Here is a 16936-nt window from a genome sequence, read left to right on the forward strand (position 1 = left end):
ACGCCCCGGATTCCGGGGCGTTTTTGCTTTGCGGACAAACTGTCCTTGGATTTGCGGACACACATACGTTCACAGCGGACAATCTTTGGTATCCGCTACACTTGTAACGACCACCGAAGTTTGTCCGCACCAGAATTTTTAAGTCATTGAATTATCAGAGTAAAAATTTCGATCGTTCGTCCGGTGTTACCGCAAATACAATGAAAGTATTGCCGCAAGGGGCTCGATGACCCTGGGGAAATGAGCGGGATGGCGGTCGGCGGCCTCGGCGAATTGAAAACGGTATGGCGGCCCGGGTGTCTGGGACGACATTGCCGACGTTCATGTGTTTGGCTGCGACGGGGCGCCATTCCTGACGGATAAGGGTTCCAGGCCAACTCGCGGGCTGGAAATCTCATTATCGAGTTTTGGGGACCCCCGCCTGCCAATGGGACGGGGGCTTCTACGAGAAATTCGAAGCTCCGCTCGGCCTTGGACGACGGGGCAATTCCGACCCCGGCCGTGGCTTTAGAAATACCTGTGGTTACAGGGGCCTAGGACCCTGCACCTTGATCTAAAGCTGAGCTATACTTGGCATATATCAAATTTGGTTATGCCATGTCGTATTTCGCCGATAACTACGCTTCTTTTCGTTACCCTTTGCAGGCGAACGACACGCCAGGTTTCCGCCTCGCGCAACTGGGAGCGATTCATGCTTCCGCTGCGCATTTTGCCAACCGCTCCGATCCCGGCATCGTCACGATGCCTACTGGCTCCGGCAAAACCGCAGTTCTGATCGCGGCGGCGTTCGTGTTGCGTGCGCGGCGGGTGCTCGTCATTGCGCCGAGCCGGCTTGTCCGCGAACAGATAGCGGAAGAAATCGCCTCACTCGTGACATTGCGCGCAGCGGAAGCCCTTGGCGATGAAGTCTCCTCACCAAAGGTTTACAGCGTCAAAAAGCGAGTGAAAACTCTCGAAGCTTGGGAGGCGATGCGTGCTTACGACGTCGTGGTCGCAACGGTTCAAAGCATCAGTCCCGGATACGAGGACATCGCAACTCCCCCCGCCGATCTGTTCGACTTAGTTCTGGTAGATGAAGCCCATCACAGTCCGGCCCGCACATGGCAGGCCGTGCTCGACCATTTTAGCTCTGCTCAGCGACTACTGTTCACCGCAACGCCATTTCGGCAAGATCAGCGGGAAATCAAAGGTCGCTTTATTTTCACTTATGATCTTCGTAAAGCCTTTGAGGACGGCGTCTTTGGAGAAATAAGATATCAGCCGGTCACGCCTGAACCGAGTCAAACGAATGATGCGGCGATCGCCGTGGCTGCAGAGCGGCAATATAGGGCCGACCAAGCGGCAAGCTACCAGCACAGGGTTATGGTTCGCACCGACAGCCGTCGGAGGGCGATCGAACTGTTCAGCATCTACCGAGATCATACCAGCCTGCGTTTGAAGATTGTCACCGGCGACAAGTCGCTGAGATATGTCAAAGCCGTTATAGAGGAGTTGGAGTCAGGGGAGCTCGACGGCATTATCTGCGTGAACATGCTCGGCGAGGGTTTTAATTTTCCGAGTTTGAAGATCGCCGCCATCCACTCGCCGCACCGCTCGCTCAGCGTTACTCTGCAATTTATTGGCCGCTTTGCTCGCACGGCGGGGCAAAATCTCGGCCCAGCAACCTTTTTGGCTATACCATCCGAGATCGAGATCGAAGCCGAGCGGCTCTATGACAATCGTGCCGTCTGGCAGGAGATGGTGCAAAATCTCAGCGCAACTAGGGTTCATCAGGAGGCGCAGACGCGGGAGGTGCTGGAGTCCTTTGCGCCGACCGACCTGAGCACGCCAGACCTATCCGACTTATCCCTTTATGTTCTTGAGCCATATTATCATGTGAAAATCTATCAGCTCGATCAGAGCATCGACATCAGAACACCCGTTGAGTTCCCCGAAGCATTCCAGATCGTCTATCAGGCGATCAGCGAAGCGCATAACGCTTCGATATACGTAACCCGCGAAATGACGCTTCCGCGTTGGACTACGGACGATCGTCTTTCGTGCGTTCAGCCAGATCTTTTCATTTTCTTCCAAGATCCGCAGTCTAATCTCTTGTTCATTTGCGCCTCCCGCCGCAGCGAAGGCCTGTATAGATTTCTGGTAGAATCCTTTGCCGGTGATCCAAAAGCATTGCCGCTCGTTCGATTAAATCGCGCGCTTAACGATATTACCGCGCCCGAGTTTTTCAATGTCGGGATGCGTAATCGCGTCGCTTCGAATACAACTGAGTCATATCGAATTGTTGCTGGGTCCAACGCGGATAAGGTGATCGGGCGAAGCGACGCGCGACTTTATCACCGCGGCCATGCCTTTGGCCGCGGGTCGGATGACGGCGAACTTGTCACAATTGGCTTGAGCAGCGCATCAAAGATTTGGAGCAACAAAAGCGCCAAACTTCCAGATCTTATCGAATGGTGTGAAAAACTGGCGAGCCGAATCAGCAGCGATCGTACCCCCGTTACGGGTTCTGGTCTCGATCTGCTGGATGTTGGCGAGGAGATTGATACTCTGCCCGAAGGCATTATTGCGGTCGATTGGCGCCATAGCGTCTACAAAAGTCCGCCACAGCTCCGGTATGATTTGCCGTCGGGTGAAATGGTCACTCAGCTCCTTGATTGCGACCTGACAGTTGATGTGTCGGCCTCCACGGAAGATGCGATCGTCATCGTGTTGAGCCATGGCAGCGGGCTGGAATACAAAGCTACTTATTCTTTTGAAACGAATCGGTTCGTTGAGCCTCTCACGCCCAACGAGCCGGACGTCCAGATCGAGCGTGAGCGGGAAACCTTGTCCCTAATAGATTTTTTAAATAGTGAAATGCCGATTTTCTACACGGAAGACCTATCGCTCGTTGATGGGTATAGTTTGCTTCGCGCTCCGACAGATGCATTGCCGCCATTTGATGACTCGCTCATAGAAACGCTCGATTGGGCTGCAGCAAATATTGACATCCAACGGGAATTTGGAGTTGCTGGCGATGGTCTGATATCTATCCATGCCGGCCTCGAAAACCAGCTGAACACTTCTGTAAATTCAGTTGTCTATTATGATCACGGCACAGGGGAGATTGCCGACTTCATCGCTATAGAACAACAGGCCAATAGGCTCATTATAAAATTTTATCATTGCAAAGGCGCAACGGGCAGTCTAGCGGGTCATCGCGTGGCGGACATTTATGAAGTCACAGCACAAGCGGTTAAGTCGGTGCCTTGGGCTCTTAAACAAAAGATTCTTACCCACGTCCGTCGGAGATTCAACAGTCGCATTGGAAGCCATAGATTTATCCGAGGCGATCTCGATGCCATGGAGCAGATACTCACTGACGCAGCGGCAGCGCAGATCGAGTTTGAATTTATCGCCGTGCAGCCCGGACTTCAGAAGCAAAATCTACCCAACGCACTTGCCAATGTTTTGGCAGCCGCAAGCGATCACTTAATACGGGGTGGGTTTCGGCCGCTCAAGGTCATAGCTTCTGCTTGATCGATGTAGACAGCCAGGCGTTCCTTTGAGCTCACACAAAGGCAGGAAAGAAAAATAGTGTGGAGTTTGTTTTGATGTCGCGGAGGGGGGCAGGGTCACCCAGAGAGAGAATCTCGTGCATCGTCGACAAGTCAAACTCGTGTAAACGCGATCTATTCCCGGGAAGCTGATAAGCTATGTTACGCTTAACACGAGAGCAACTCTATGATTTAGTTTGGTCGGAGGCCATAAGTCGTCTTTGCAAGTCGATCGGCATCTCTGACGTGGCGATAGCCAAACACTGCCGCAATGCGGGCATACCAATTCCGGAGCGTGGATATTGGAACAAGCTGCGCGCTGGTCAAAAGGTTGCACGAACACCTCTTACTCCGCGCGATCTTTCCACGGTCAACGTCATTGATATGACTGGTGTGTTGACACCCGAGCTGAGAGCACGCATCAGCGGAGAGCCAGGCGTCGATGGCGAAGAAGAGAGCATAGATGTGCTGACCGAGCGGTTCCGTCGCCGACTCGGCAAAGTGGTCTTATCGCGCGACCTAACACGCGCGGATCCAGCTATCGCCAAACTGCTGAAGCGCGATGAGGCGACTCGTCAAAAAATGGCGTCGAGCTCGTTTCATTGGGATAAGCCGCTCTTTGACTCCTCTTATGAACGACGACGCCTCCGCATTCTAGACTCAATCTTTCGCGCTTTCGCGCGCACCGGCGGTGGAAATGCTCATATAGGAGATAGGGAGGCGCGCGAGATATCAATTCATGGCCCTACTGCCGTCAGCATCACTTTGGATTCTTTCAAGAAGCGCATGGGACGTAATCGACAGGCAGAGGACGAGGAAGGTCAGCTAGAATTGCGTGCAGAAGGCGGCCAGCATCATCCTGATATCGTCTCGGTTTGGAAGGATGACGATAACGGTAAACTAGAAGAGAAGCTGACCGAAATCGTGATCGGTCTCGCGGTTGTAAGTGAGCGGGAATCGCGACGATGGCAGGCTCAAAGAGCCGAATGGCAGCGAAAACGCGAAGCAGAAGAATCTGAGGCCCGACGTAAAGCGCAGGAGAGGGCCGAACGCCAGGAGCGTGAACGGATTGCCGCCGAGAAGAAGGCGAGGCGCGATGGACTGCTAATCGAGGCTACGAACTGGCGACAGGCGAGTCTCGTACGCGAATACGTGAAAGCAAGATGCGCTTTACAAGTTTCACAGATCCCAGAATTCGAAGAATGGGCGCGTTGGGCTCTGGAAGAAGCAGATCAAATGGATCCGTTTTCCAGCGCGGCAAAGAGCGGGCCAACAGAACCCGAGCCGGAATGACGTAGGGCCGCATGATGTTCGTCGCGTCACAAGCTGGCGACCTCCATGTCGACTCGCGTCCGCATCGGCAGCTCCGGTTTTATCTCGCCAGGTAAGCGACATCGCTTTTAAAGTAGAATGTCGCGCCAAACCTGTCTGAGGTGAGGGCGGGTTCAAGCCCACGCGCATCAAGCAGCCTCTTGACCTTGGTGTGGTGATAACCCGTCACCAAGGTCAGCTCATAAAGTGAAATATAACGATCGCGAAATCCCTCCAGACTATCGTTCGGGATCAGTCGAACGGGACATCTATTTAGAGGGCTTATGGCCGCTACGGTAATTAGATGACCGCCGGCTATAAGCAATTTGGCTACACGTTCGGTCGTCTTTAGCTTTTCGAGAGCCACATAAATCGGGACGCCGCCCGGATATTCGCCCCGGACAAGTTCTTTGATCTCTTCGACGTCGACCAGCAATGCGGCGAAGCCGTGTTGTGCTGGATCTAATCCCAGCCATCGTAGCTTCTTCCCAAGAATGAGCTGAACAATTTCAGCGATACTGCAGTTAACTCTCTTTACCGCCTTTTCGATGGAGCAAATTGGTGGTTGAGGATCGCTGAAGGGAACCGCGCCTTCCAATAGCTGTCGCAGGAACGCGTCAAGGTCGTCGCGAGCGAAAGCGAGATCGCCAAGCCCCTCCGCTCCTTCGGGGACGCAAGGAAGGATAAAGCCATTCTGATAAAGCAGTTTGGCTTGGGCGCGGCCGACACCGAGATGAGCCTCAACCTCTTTGAGATTGAGGGAGGTGACGGCGCGGGCGATAAATCCTTCAGCCGAGGATGCATTAAACAAAACGCGGCCGGACGGATATTGATCAAGTCCAGGAGGAATGATACCGGCCGCGACCAACAGTTTTCGAAGCCGCTTAGGGTGAGCCCCGCTCTCCTGCGATGCGGTGATCACCGAATGGATCACGCGTTTTTCGACGGGCTTGCCGAGAATGATGTCGCCAGGTCCGACAGGGCTGCTCTCGATAATATGGCGTCGCATGAGATCGCGTACAGGACTGTATTCCGGATACTGAGTGCCGAAAGCGAGCCACTGAAACAATCGTCCGAAATATGCCTGCGGTCCTTCGTGGGCGTCTTTGTAGTTATAGGACGTTTGAAGGTCACTCAGAAGCGACCAAACGCTTGCCTCGCCCCCAGCGGCTATGTCGAAACCCGTGATGCCAGCGCGGTGCCAATCATCGTCGGTGAAGCTGTTCAGGTTTGGGGTGCGCCCGAACTCAACGACCACGCCGATCATCTCGCATGTCCTTGCCGCGGCAAACCACTCGAGGTTGTCGAGCCATTCCGCCCGGCTTTTAAGACCAAGAATTCGGTTTAGAAGATAAGTTTCAAGTTCAGACCGGCGGCGCTCGTGAAAACGCGGAATGATCATTTCGAGATCAGGCCACATTTGCTGAATGGAGAATGAGAACTCGTGGAGGCGCCCTAGCGTGTTTTCGGATACTTTGACGAGAGGAAAGTGATGGAGAGGACACGTCCTGATATGGTTGAGCAACCATATCGTGCGGCCATAAACCGCAAAGGCTGCCGGTACCGCGGATGTCTCGATGTCGTCCTTGAGGCATAACGGGCAAACGTGAAGACGTTCTCGGCGCAAAGAGGCCTTGTTTAACCGCTGAGTGCCGATGGAAAACACCCCACCGGCGCGGCGGATGGCGTTTATTCTGAGACTATCCAGGGATGCGCCCGATAGTTCGCTCAGCGCCGTGAGTGCCTCTTCTGCTCCGTCGACAACGCCTTGGAACTGAAATCCCATGTCTAGGCAAAATTCGCGCGCGCTGCCTATGCCATGGATGTTCGCGAGGCGCGAGGCGAAGCTCGCGGGAGATTCGCCAGGCATCAAGGGGAGGGTGGGATTAAGACGGGGCGCGAAGTGCATGGCGTGACGATATCGGTCGTTGTTTAGTTTGATTGGAGGCGAAGGTGACCCTGGCTCGGTCTTGGTTATTTCCGTTTGCTGCGACGCGGCCGTTTGGCAGGCGACGTGGGCGACGGGTCATCATCAGGCCGTGACGGCGCCTTTTGTAGAATTTTCGAAGTGTCAATCAGGCTCCAATCCGGGGCGATAAAAGGATTGGCCGCGGGTCTGCACGCACGCTTTCGCACGTATACCGTGGCAAAATCCTCCATCATCATTCGGTGATCGCCATTAAGGGAATTTCGCTTGAGAACATGTTCGATGGTATCAATAAAAAACTCGACGGATTTCCCAAATTGGCAGTTTGCCGCATGAATCAAACGAGACCAGAATTGCTGGTCCTGGTCTGGCGCGACCAGAGATAGACGTGTACGAGAACAAAGGTCGCTGGCGATAGCGGCGATCTCTCGAGCATCGTCAATTGGTGATATCGACTCAAAACGAATGGTCTGCAAAACGCGGCCGGCGAGCTGAAAATCAAAATTCAGGAAATCGTTGAGGTCTTCAATGCCTGAAATCATGACAGACACAGGCCACTGAGGATCGACGAGAAGCCTTTTGATAGTGTTAGCAATTTCCCGCATTTGAGTTACGTTTTTGGTTTCCGTCGCGTGCTGCATCTCATCGATATGAAGAATCCTCGTCCCCTTCATGCGCAGGTGGGCCCGCGTGTGCGCCCACGCGGCAGCGCCTTGTGTGCTCCGAGCAAGCGGGTAGCCAAGAGGGGTCAATACCGTCCGAGCGAGTTCAACCAGCACACAGGGCGACGGCGCTGTGACCGTCAACAGCGGCCAGAGGGCATATTGGTTGGGGGAATCGCTGTCCTTACGAATCGAATGCTGTTCAGCGTAATCTGGAAAATCGGGATGATTTGACAACAACCGTGTAAGGGAGGTTGTCTTTCCTGCGCCGCTGCGCCCTGTCACGACGAGAAGCTTGGCTTCCCTGTTTTGAAGCGGCCGGTCGATTTCGTGTATTTTCCGATTATGCGAATTAAAGAGCTCGAATGCGTCGCGAAGCTGGGCGTCGCGGGGCATGCTCACGAATTTATTCCGCAGTGCGTCGACGATGGTATCGACATCATCAGGAGTATTGCTGGTCACGACTTCTAGTCCTCAATCTGGTAATTTTTAACGGGGGGATTATTCAACTCAGGCGCCGCTGCGGTGGGCGGTACCGACGGCGCGGCGGTTGCGACGGGCATCGTGGCGTCATGCAGGGGATCACGATCCGCATCGATGCTCGGATCGGGGACATTCGCCTTCCAGCGAAAACTCAGGGTGAGGTTGCGTTCCGCGAGTTCGATTTCCTCACTCGACAGCGTTGTCGGACCCAAGGCCGCGCGCTTGATCGCCTTCTGACTGAGTGCCTGTCGAGCACAAACGGCGTCATGGACAACGTGACTTGCGACTTCAGCCTCGCGTGCGAAGCGGGCGCGGAGATCCGCGCAGACACCGATCCATGTCCTGACATCAAGGCCCGAAGCCCAGTCGGCGAGGCAGTTGATCGGAATCCAAGAATTGCCGAGCTTAGTGGAGATGGCACCGAGGTCTTCCGGGTCTACGCGAATATCGATCTTGACGTCGCCGTATTGCCGCCGCCATGTTTGAAGTTCCTCAGATTGGTACCAGAGCCCGAGCACGCGAATGCCGTAATCGCCAATGGTCCGCGTAAGCGCGGTACCAAAAGTAACACGCAGCATATTTGCCGTTGGCGGAGGCGAAGCACCATAGTCTTCAGTCAGGCGAAGCCAGGCATTCCTCGGCGTTTCGCCGAAAAGTCCGTCATGCGGCTCGTTATGATATTCGTCGACCAAATACCGGAGGAAAACGTCCCACAATTCCTCGACGGTAATGGCGGCGCGCTGTTCGGCCGGATAGTCACCGAGCTCAACGATGTTCGAGAAAGTGCGTCCGGTGAAATCCGACGCAGCTTTGGTGTCGATTGTCCGGATAAAACGCTCCACCTTAGGGCGTAACTCCGGAAAGCCGGCAGGAGGATAGTCAGGGTTTGACCCGAGGTCGCTGACCGCGATGCGATATTTCGTGCTAACGAACGAGCTGCCGTTATCCGCGCTGACGCAATCAGGGGTTCCGTGCATGTCCCAAGGAGTGACCGCGCCAGCGGCGATGGCTATCTTGGTTTTATCGATGCATGCGAGGTGAAGTGCACGCAACGCATTCTCAGGCGTGGCGGTCGCGGCAATCGAGGCACCGAGAATACAGCGCGTGGCGCAATCGATTACAATGCACAGGTGCCAACGGCAGCGTTTCAGACGCGCGATTTCATCCGGTTCAAGATATTGGATCAGATCTAATTCGTCGAACAGGGTATGGAGATGGATATGCCATTCGTCGGTTTCGACGCGCTCCAACGGGCGCCGAGCTTCGATGCCGCCGGAGGACATGTGGAACTTGCGCTTGGCGGCCTCTAGAGTGTAACGGGCGGCATAGACGTGGAATTTAGAAAGCCGGTCGATGGCTGCGAAAAACGTATTCTTCGAAACCGTTGGAATCGGCTCCAGGTCTGCGATCCGGCGTTGTTCGTTGATATCCTTGATTGCCTGGAGGAAGCCTGTGAAGCACTTCCTTTTAGACGGGCGCCGCTCATCCATATACGAATGGACATGCTTATTCATAATCGGGCGGGTTTCGGCGGCGACTTTCGGTGTCCGATCGCCGCATTGGTGATAACGCGGATGCAAAGCGCGAGCATCACCGCCGGAGTTCTCGTAGCGCGTTAGCCACGTCCGCCATGCTTTTGCGCCGCGGGGCGGATCGAATGTTTTGGCAATTGTGCCGGTTCTTGGTTTTCGTTCTTGGGCCATCATAACTGCCCATTTTGGCTGCAAGGTTACGATAATCCGATCGATGGCTGCCGGCATCGCAGCATCTGACCGAGTGACCGATGGGTCTGTTTTCTCAAGCTCCAAGAAAGCGTCGACACAGTCCTTACGGCAAAGAATGAGGTTTTGTTTTTCGAGCGGGAGATCCTTCAGGAACTGGAGATCGCTTTCGCCGCGAGCGCGTGCCTTCTCAATGGAGTAGAAGTCGCGGTCGACACCAAATTTCTTCTCCAGTCTGAGCTGGGCGATCTGATCACGAGAGAAAGTTTCGACAAGGTCGGTGTCGTTGCGGCGGAAGAGATAGCCGTCGGTGACAGCCTCGACGTAACGGTAATCCTTGTCCGCGATAACGATCCGGTCGAAGTGGCTGAAGCGCAGCTTGTGGGGACGTGGCGTGGACATCAGCGGGCCTCCCGGGTTTCGGCGTGGAGGGAGACCTTGGTCACGAGAGCCCGCCGGTTGATGCGGCCGGGCAGGGTCAATCTGAGTTCGCCGGCGCCGAGGAGGCGCGCAACAGCGCGCAGGCCGCGGCCGCCGAGGTCGGTACGATTGATGATGTCGCCGATCTTCACATCGCCGATGACATCGGCGAGGATCTCTCTCACGACGTTGTCGTCGGCGTCGGCACGTTCACACATGGCAGAATGCAGGAATTGCGCGTTCCATACGCGCCATTTCGGCAGGTCGCGTTCGGTGATGAGGGTGACGCGGTCGGCATAAGTAACTGCGCCCTGTGAAGCAATGCGCTCCAGGATGTCGGTCACATGTTCCGCCCGTTCGGATGGTTTGACGGCGACCGCGATACGCGTCCCGCTGGCCATTTGGACGAGAAAATCGAAGGTATGGTGGCGAGTGTTTCCCTCGGCGTCGACGTAGGTAACTTGGGGTGGCTGATCCCACATGTTGACGACGTCGGGACGCGTCAGGGAAACATAAATGGTCTTGCGTTCGAGCGAGCTTTCGTACCAGAGGGTCCGATTGGCTTTGAAGTTGAGTACGGTTCCGCGGCTGGAGCCGCGAGAGCGGACGGGAGGGAGACGGCTGGCGGTTGATGCGGACGGCGGCGTCCAACTGGTGGAATACGGCGGCGTCCAACTTGTCGAACTAAGAATATCGGTCATGGTTTGGTTTGGCTCGATGCTGACGAGCCCAGAGCCGGGGCGACGTTGCGCTTGCATTTCCGAGGGAAAGCAGGCAAAGTTTTCCCGTTCTCTGGCGGCTCGCCGGAGGGCTAGTTGCTCGATGGGCTTCGTGGGCTTTGGTCGAGCGGCGGAATTAAAAGACGCTTTCGGATTCCCTCCGGAGGCGTCTTTTTCATTTGGCGTTTGGAAATTGAAGCGGGGTGGTCAGTTGCTCCTGATGGATTTGCAACCAGACAATTCCTGACATGAGCCGCAGAGTCCAGAGCCTATCGATACGGAAAGGCTCATGAATTCAGTGGCTTCCGCACTGGGGTTGACTCTTTTTGGGAAGATTTGTATCTGCGGTGATCCGCCGCGAGGCGGCTTCCGCGCTTGAATTTGCTAAATTTGCGCTTTTGGCGCCGCTTTCGAGCGGCTTTTTGATGCCTCTTTTTGAGCTCCAAAAAATATTTTTTGCACCCCTTACCCACCGGGGTCATCGCGGTTGTCGAGGCGAAATCACAAGCTTAATTCTGATGAAGGAATGCCGATCAGCGTCGCGGGCCTCAGAATTATTGATCGGGCGAACGACGTTCTCGCCAGAGTTTTTGCCCTCGACGAGGCAATAGCCAATGCGCGCGCTTGCCGCGCTCTCCTTGAAGACCTTCATTCACGCGATCTGACGGTCGTCACCGAACCCCATGGCAAGCTCCCGCTTCAGAGGAGGTCTTAGGCCGAGCGGCAATAGTAGGGAGCAAAACTCATGGGGTCCTGCTGGCACGGCTCGGTCTAAGTCGGCGCAGAGACTCATCTCTAAAGCTTTTATAAACGAGCTGCTCATCAGGCGAAGGACTTGCTACATCATTGCTAGAGAAGAGCGCGTAATACCTACGAAACCTGGCACGATCGCTGGGCCAGCGCCAAGTCCATTTGACCGGGTATGAAAACGGAAATCTTTCATCCTTTATTTCGGAGATGGTGGTTCTTTCAATAATGGCGGTGAACAAGTTCGTATTGATTGTACGAACTAGTATCCGAAGGGACAATAGAATAGCCTGCAACTGATCGATGTCGAGCAGGATGCTTGCGTCAAGCAAATTGCTGTGGTTCGCCAGCCCAAGAGTAATTGCGTTATTGGAGCCAAGACGACCAAAGCGATGCACGCAGCAGTGCCTCATTTCACATATCCGCTGAAAGTCCTTTAGCGGCTTGTCAATGTCTGGAACGTCTTGTGGCTTAAGTCGCAAGTATTCCTTGAGCGCGTCTTTGATATTATCTCGGCTCGCGAAGGATGTTCCCTCTAACAGAGCGTCGGGAAGTTGATCGGCTTTGTGGTGCATAGCGGCGCCAAACGTGACGGTCTTCCGCTCAACGACAAACCGCGCATACTCATCGAAGGATATGAGGCGAGATAGCATTGTGCGAAGGTAGCTCTCGAAGGCTGACATGTATCCGAGAATGGAAATAGTGGCTAACTCGCTCGGCAGTGGCGTGGTCTTGTTCAGGTACGGCTGGAGTATCACGAGCTTATTTATGCCGTCGCAGTTTTTATAAAAATGATCGATTGGGCTGCTTTTGTCGGGAGCGCCGCCTCCGGCGAACCACGTCGTCGTATCGAGCGGCGGAAGGGGTGCACCAGGAGGCGTTATTAGCCGATGTATCATCGGGGGCGGTGGTGTAATAGTCGTGGTTCGTGGAGTTCTCACGACAGGTACTCGTCCACGTATCCAGTGATAAGTTGGATTATCCTGTTAGCGCGTTGTTTCCCGACTCCACGAATTTGCCGGAGTTTGGAGACCGGATTTTGCTCGGCGAGGAAGTCGCCGATCGTGTTGAATCGCTCGATTTCTTCGAGACGCTCCTTCGTCCATCCGGTTAGTCCGGGGACCTCGGCGACACGAATCTTCATGCACTCGTCGAATGCAGAGACGTCGACGAGCTCAGCCCCACAATTGTGACAGAACTTTTGGTTCGTCGACAGTCGCTCGGTATGGCATCTCGTACATGCAGGTAAATCGGGGTGGAGCTTATCCTGGAGTTCCTTACCGACTAACGTGCTCACTGAGCGGCGCACCGGATGCTTCGAAGTTTGATCGGACTCAATTACTTCAACGATTGCTTTGAAAGAGGTGCCCCGGGTTTTGGTCGAGAAAACGCGGTCATTGAGGAGAACCGCGAGATTGATGATGAAGCGCCTATATATTCGGCCTTCGCCGTGAGAAACAGACGGTAATTCGTGAAGAAGGCCGGCTTCAATCAAGAGGCTAAAAATGCGCTCTACGGGAGCGTTGTCCTCGGTTCCTTGAACGCCGACTACCATCGTCATTTTGCCGCCGTTCGCATCAACGTTGTCATTGAAGTCCTTCAGCGCGCTGACGAGGCGTGAGAAGATTGTGCCACCGGCTTCAATTATCGAAGCGAGCTTTGGCATTTTCAGGCGAAGGGACGAATATTCGGAAACTCGAGCAGTCGCATGCTCTTGGATCAGTCTGTTTACGATTGCCTGGGTCGTGCCTCCGGATGATTGTTGAAACCCTCTCAAGAGCATTAAAAAGGCACGAGGCACGCCAAATGCTGCGTACATCAGGTACTTGGCGACATCGACTGGAATGCTGCTGAAGCCAGAAATACGCAACTGCGCGATTTGCTGCATCGTCGAAGCGTAGCTTTGGTCGTCTGGAGAGAGCCAGACATTAACTGTCTCGGCTTCCTGAGCGGCGTGAAAGTTAGGTCCGTATTCCGTCGTGCCGGGGTAAACAGAGGCCTTTGGTGTAATGGAACTCGTTTTTATGGATCTCACTAAATCAAAAAAGTCGTGCAAATATTCCCGCGTCAATGTCAGCGCGGCATCGTCCAGAAGAAGGATAACGCGGGTACGTCCGGCCTTTTCCGTGAAATAACGGAGAGCGTCTTGCACGAATGGAATGCTGATCTGTCTTGCATCAGCAGCTTCGAATTCTTCGAGCTGCTGGCCGCGCTCGATTTTGCTGATGATATTGCGGAGCTCATCGGCAGACATGCCCACGACTTGTTCAAACGTCGTTTCGCGACTCGGTATGTCGAAGTCTCGGACACTCTCTGCCAGAGCTCGCAAAATGACAGCTAAAACCCAAGTATGAAATGTTGCGACCGCCGACGGCTTTCGTTGAAGAAGGGGTTCGAGCCGGTAATAACGATTAAAAGACGCATAGACTGCAAAGGGTAGGGTGCTTTGCTTTTGACACCGCAGGTAAGTGTAACGCATGAGATGCGTTTTTCCGCAACCTCGTGGCCCGCTTAAAAGTTTCGTGCCGGTGTGAATGAGCTTTCGGTGGACAGTTTCATAAAAGTCAGTGACGACGGTTTCCTGTTCGAGCCGATCTAAAGGAATGTAGTCGGCTCGCTCCTCCAACTGAGCGGTTAGTTCTTGGTCTTGCTCGTTCATTTCGGGTACGCTTTCTTGGGAGACGCCTCGAAGTTATACCCGTATCCGGAGAAGTTCTGTCGCAGATAAATTACGTGCGCCGACACCCCGCGACCGTGCAATCATTTGTGATCGTCCGGAGTCTGAGGATAGACCGTCGAGAATACGTTGCCTTAGACGCAAATTGCAGCGGAGTCGAAAAACGCAGTCAGATATCGGTGCTTCCCCGCTTTCGACGATTGCAACTTTTGTTTCGAGCTTTCGATCGACCCTCGCAACCAGAATATCCCCGCGCTTCGCCGTCACCTCGCTGACGTTTTTGTTTTTGGGTTGGTTCAGGTGGACCGTCCCGCCCGGAAGGGTCGGAAAACTGCTGGTGTGGAAAATGATTCCATTCGACAAGCGGACCTCGCTCGATGACCGTCTACCACGCGTCACGCTTACTCCGAGGTCCTTCAGCGACGTCTCGCGTCCGGATTTCGGCACAATATTGTATAAATGGAAGGTGTAATCGAGTCGATCTTCGGCAGTTGATGCCGCGACCGTGATGGGTTGATCCCAGTACCCCTCAGGCGAAACACGCTCCAAAACGATGGAATTGGTCGGTTTGCCGCTCGTCAAAATCAAAATATAGGCTTGGGCGTCGGTCCGACGAAACGCGCCTCGGGGAAGCTGGATAACGCGTTCGATTGAATGGGTTTCGGCTATGGCTCTTCGTGTTCCGGCGGTTCGGCTGCCGCTAACGAAAGTATCTGGCACGATGAGGCCTAGATGGCCACCTGGACGTACAAGGTAAAGAGCCTGCGCAAGGAATATTAGATCGAGCGTGACTTCCTTGGCCGAAGTTGCCTGTTTGCTGAGGCCAGCCCGATTGAGGATGCTTTCAAATTCGGGTCTCCAGCGGGCTAGTTGGTAAGGTGGATTAGAAAGGATGACGTCGACTGTCCCCGCATCGACACCAACGGCCCGATGCAATTCTGGGCAAAGCGCGTCAGCTAAGACGTGCCGATGATTATTGCCTTTGGCCAAGACGCGTATGATTTCATTTTCCGAGCGGTGGTCGATGTCGACGGTCAGGAGTTGCGTTTTCTTCCAGCGTTGCGAAGCGGCGATGGAGAGAGATCCGCTTCCGGAGCCGATGTCGATGACCTTGTTGGGTGTCTTTTTCGGAAGGGCCGCCACGACGGCCGACGACAGCCAGGCAGGAGTGTCGTATCTACCCAGATTGTTTTGCCTGTAAGGACTCAATCTCGCCCCCTAATTCCCGTGAAATTGTTATAAGACGTCTTTGAAAAGTCCATGGTTTCTTTCTTTCAGATATCCTAATTTTACTGCGGATCAGAACTGATTCTAGGAACCAGGAGGCGCGCACGGGAGCGCCGTCCAATCGGTTCAACCGAGCCTCCGGTTTTTAGCGGCAAAATTTGCAGTTGATCGCGGACGACGGCGCCCGCACTCGGAGCTGATGTCCAGATCGGGCGCGGCAGAAGCCGTCCCTTTGTTGGCAATCCCTGGGTCAGAGCTATCGGAGGAAAAGTACGTCACATATTGCCAAGACATGCTTGCATATCGCGATAAATTTGTTGCGCACTTAGATTATGAGCGGAGGATGACTATTCCGTTGCTGGACTTCGCAAAAGCATCTGTGCGGTATTATTGCGCGCACATTTTCGACGAGTATCAGGACGACTTTTTGGCGCATTCCGTCAGGATGTTTGATCTAGGTTATGAGCAGTGTCAGAGGGAAGCGCGTGGGATTTTTAGGCATGCTCTCCAGGAGACGTGGGATGACTCGTGAATATCTCGTTGCCCTATCCGTCTTGCGATTAAGGCGCACTGGACAGCCGCGGGAGAGATAGCAGCGCGCCCTAAAGCGACCGCATGAGGCCGCGCAACGCAGCAGGCTCATTTCCGCCGTTCGTGCCGCGCGGTCATCGCATCCGGGTAAGTAAGCTCTGATACTAGGATCCTGCCGTCTTCGGTTAGCTCATATGAGGTCGCGAGAGCATTAGCCGCAACGTCGAGTTCGGCCCCGATTTCGTGACGCCGCGCCCTAACGTGAGCCGCTTCTATCGGATTCACGGCGCTTGCCGCCGCGAGACGAGAGAAAAAGGCGTCGAGCACTGAAAATACGTAGAATCCGTGGAGGACGCCTCGCGTTGGGCGCAGGCGACCCTGCCAAGGAGATGGGAGCCGCTCCTCGCTCGCACAGACGAGGATGTGCTGAGCCTCCAGCAGGGTGAGCTGAAGATGCATACATTCATGCACGAGCTCTTCTGCGAGCCTGATTCGGTCTAGCGGTCCCGGCTCGGCCGATACGCCGATAAACACCGAAAACGGAATGCCTGGGTCGCTGTGGCTAACATCGTAATCTGCGTCCGGAGTCTTCAGAACGTGGATGGCCCAAAGAAGGTCGCCAAGCGCAGATGCTAAGTCCGGGATCGACGAGATAATCGACAGCGCGGCATTTAGCCTGGGAACTACACCTGTACGAACGACGTCATCCGAGGTGACGAAGTCGAGCCCCATTGCGCGATATGGCGCCGAGATATCCAAATCGAGTTCTTCCACCACGACCCGGCCACGCGTGCCAAACTCCGCGGGCGGAACAATATCATTGAGCACGTGCCTAGCAGCCGATCGATCGGCCCGAACGTATCTTGCGGTCCCGTAAGAGCCGCGGTCGAGTCCAAGCGCACTCTCTATCCGTATCCATTCTGCCGCCGCCAGACGAGCCGCGAGGCCGGGCATCCAAGGGGCCGCGCCGGCAGC

General features: G+C 54.6%; 10 protein-coding genes. 2 read left to right on the forward strand and 8 right to left on the reverse strand.

The features are described from left to right. Positions 1 to 570 precede the first annotated feature (570 nt). Both WDN02_RS13080 and WDN02_RS13085 read left to right on the forward strand, forming a co-directional pair. Entirely contained in the window at positions 571 to 3519 is a 2949-nt protein-coding gene (locus tag WDN02_RS13080) for a DEAD/DEAH box helicase family protein (RefSeq protein ID WP_337293913.1), read from the forward strand. 263 nt (positions 3520 to 3782) lie between these two features. Then, positions 3783 to 4829: a hypothetical protein gene (locus WDN02_RS13085; RefSeq protein WP_337293914.1), complete on the forward strand. Its 1047-nt coding sequence runs from the start codon at positions 3783 to 3785 to the stop codon at positions 4827 to 4829. Between the two features lie 79 nt (positions 4830 to 4908). On the opposite strand, the gene WDN02_RS13090 is transcribed toward WDN02_RS13085, so the two are convergent. The 8 genes from WDN02_RS13090 to WDN02_RS13125 form a co-directional block, all read right to left on the reverse strand. Next, positions 4909 to 6756: a TniQ family protein gene (locus WDN02_RS13090; protein WP_337293915.1), complete on the reverse strand. Its 1848-nt coding sequence runs from the start codon at positions 6754 to 6756 to the stop codon at positions 4909 to 4911. A gap of 65 nt (positions 6757 to 6821) precedes the next feature. Further along, a complete protein-coding gene (locus WDN02_RS13095; RefSeq protein WP_337293916.1) occupies positions 6822 to 7898 on the reverse strand; it encodes a TniB family NTP-binding protein in 1077 nt (358 codons plus the stop codon). Positions 7899 to 7903: 5 nt separating this feature from the next. Further along, complete coding sequence (locus WDN02_RS13100; protein WP_337293917.1) at positions 7904 to 10042, reverse strand: Mu transposase C-terminal domain-containing protein; 2139 nt, start codon at positions 10040 to 10042, stop codon at positions 7904 to 7906. After that, positions 10042 to 10761 (reverse strand): TnsA endonuclease N-terminal domain-containing protein, encoded by a 720-nt coding sequence (locus tag WDN02_RS13105; RefSeq protein WP_337293918.1) that lies wholly within the window; start codon positions 10759 to 10761, stop codon positions 10042 to 10044. Before WDN02_RS13105 ends, WDN02_RS13100 begins: the two co-directional genes overlap by 1 nt. Before the next feature lie 761 nt (positions 10762 to 11522). Next, a complete protein-coding gene (locus WDN02_RS13110; protein WP_337293919.1) occupies positions 11523 to 12209 on the reverse strand; it encodes a hypothetical protein in 687 nt (228 codons plus the stop codon). 254 nt (positions 12210 to 12463) lie between these two features. Next, a complete protein-coding gene (locus WDN02_RS13115; RefSeq protein ID WP_337293920.1) occupies positions 12464 to 14185 on the reverse strand; it encodes a zinc ribbon domain-containing protein in 1722 nt (573 codons plus the stop codon). 33 nt (positions 14186 to 14218) lie between these two features. After that, a complete protein-coding gene (locus WDN02_RS13120; RefSeq protein WP_337293921.1) occupies positions 14219 to 15412 on the reverse strand; it encodes an N-6 DNA methylase in 1194 nt (397 codons plus the stop codon). Positions 15413 to 16069: 657 nt separating this feature from the next. Continuing rightward, a complete protein-coding gene (locus tag WDN02_RS13125; protein WP_337293922.1) occupies positions 16070 to 16789 on the reverse strand; it encodes an HEXXH motif-containing putative peptide modification protein in 720 nt (239 codons plus the stop codon). Positions 16790 to 16936 lie beyond the last annotated feature (147 nt).

Source organism: Methylovirgula sp., from assembly GCF_037200945.1.
Classification (GTDB): Bacteria; Pseudomonadota; Alphaproteobacteria; order Rhizobiales; family Beijerinckiaceae; genus Methylovirgula.

Coding starts and splice junctions, on each gene's coding strand:
- WDN02_RS13105 (WP_337293918.1), bottom strand. CDS start 10,761: ATGACCGATATTCTTAGTTCGACAAGTTGGACGCCGCCGTATTCCACC.
- WDN02_RS13100 (WP_337293917.1), bottom strand. CDS start 10,042: ATGTCCACGCCACGTCCCCACAAGCTGCGCTTCAGCCACTTCGACCGG.
- WDN02_RS13110 (WP_337293919.1), bottom strand. CDS start 12,209: ATGTCAGCCTTCGAGAGCTACCTTCGCACAATGCTATCTCGCCTCATA.
- WDN02_RS13115 (WP_337293920.1), bottom strand. CDS start 14,185: ATGAACGAGCAAGACCAAGAACTAACCGCTCAGTTGGAGGAGCGAGCC.
- WDN02_RS13090 (WP_337293915.1), bottom strand. CDS start 6,756: ATGCACTTCGCGCCCCGTCTTAATCCCACCCTCCCCTTGATGCCTGGC.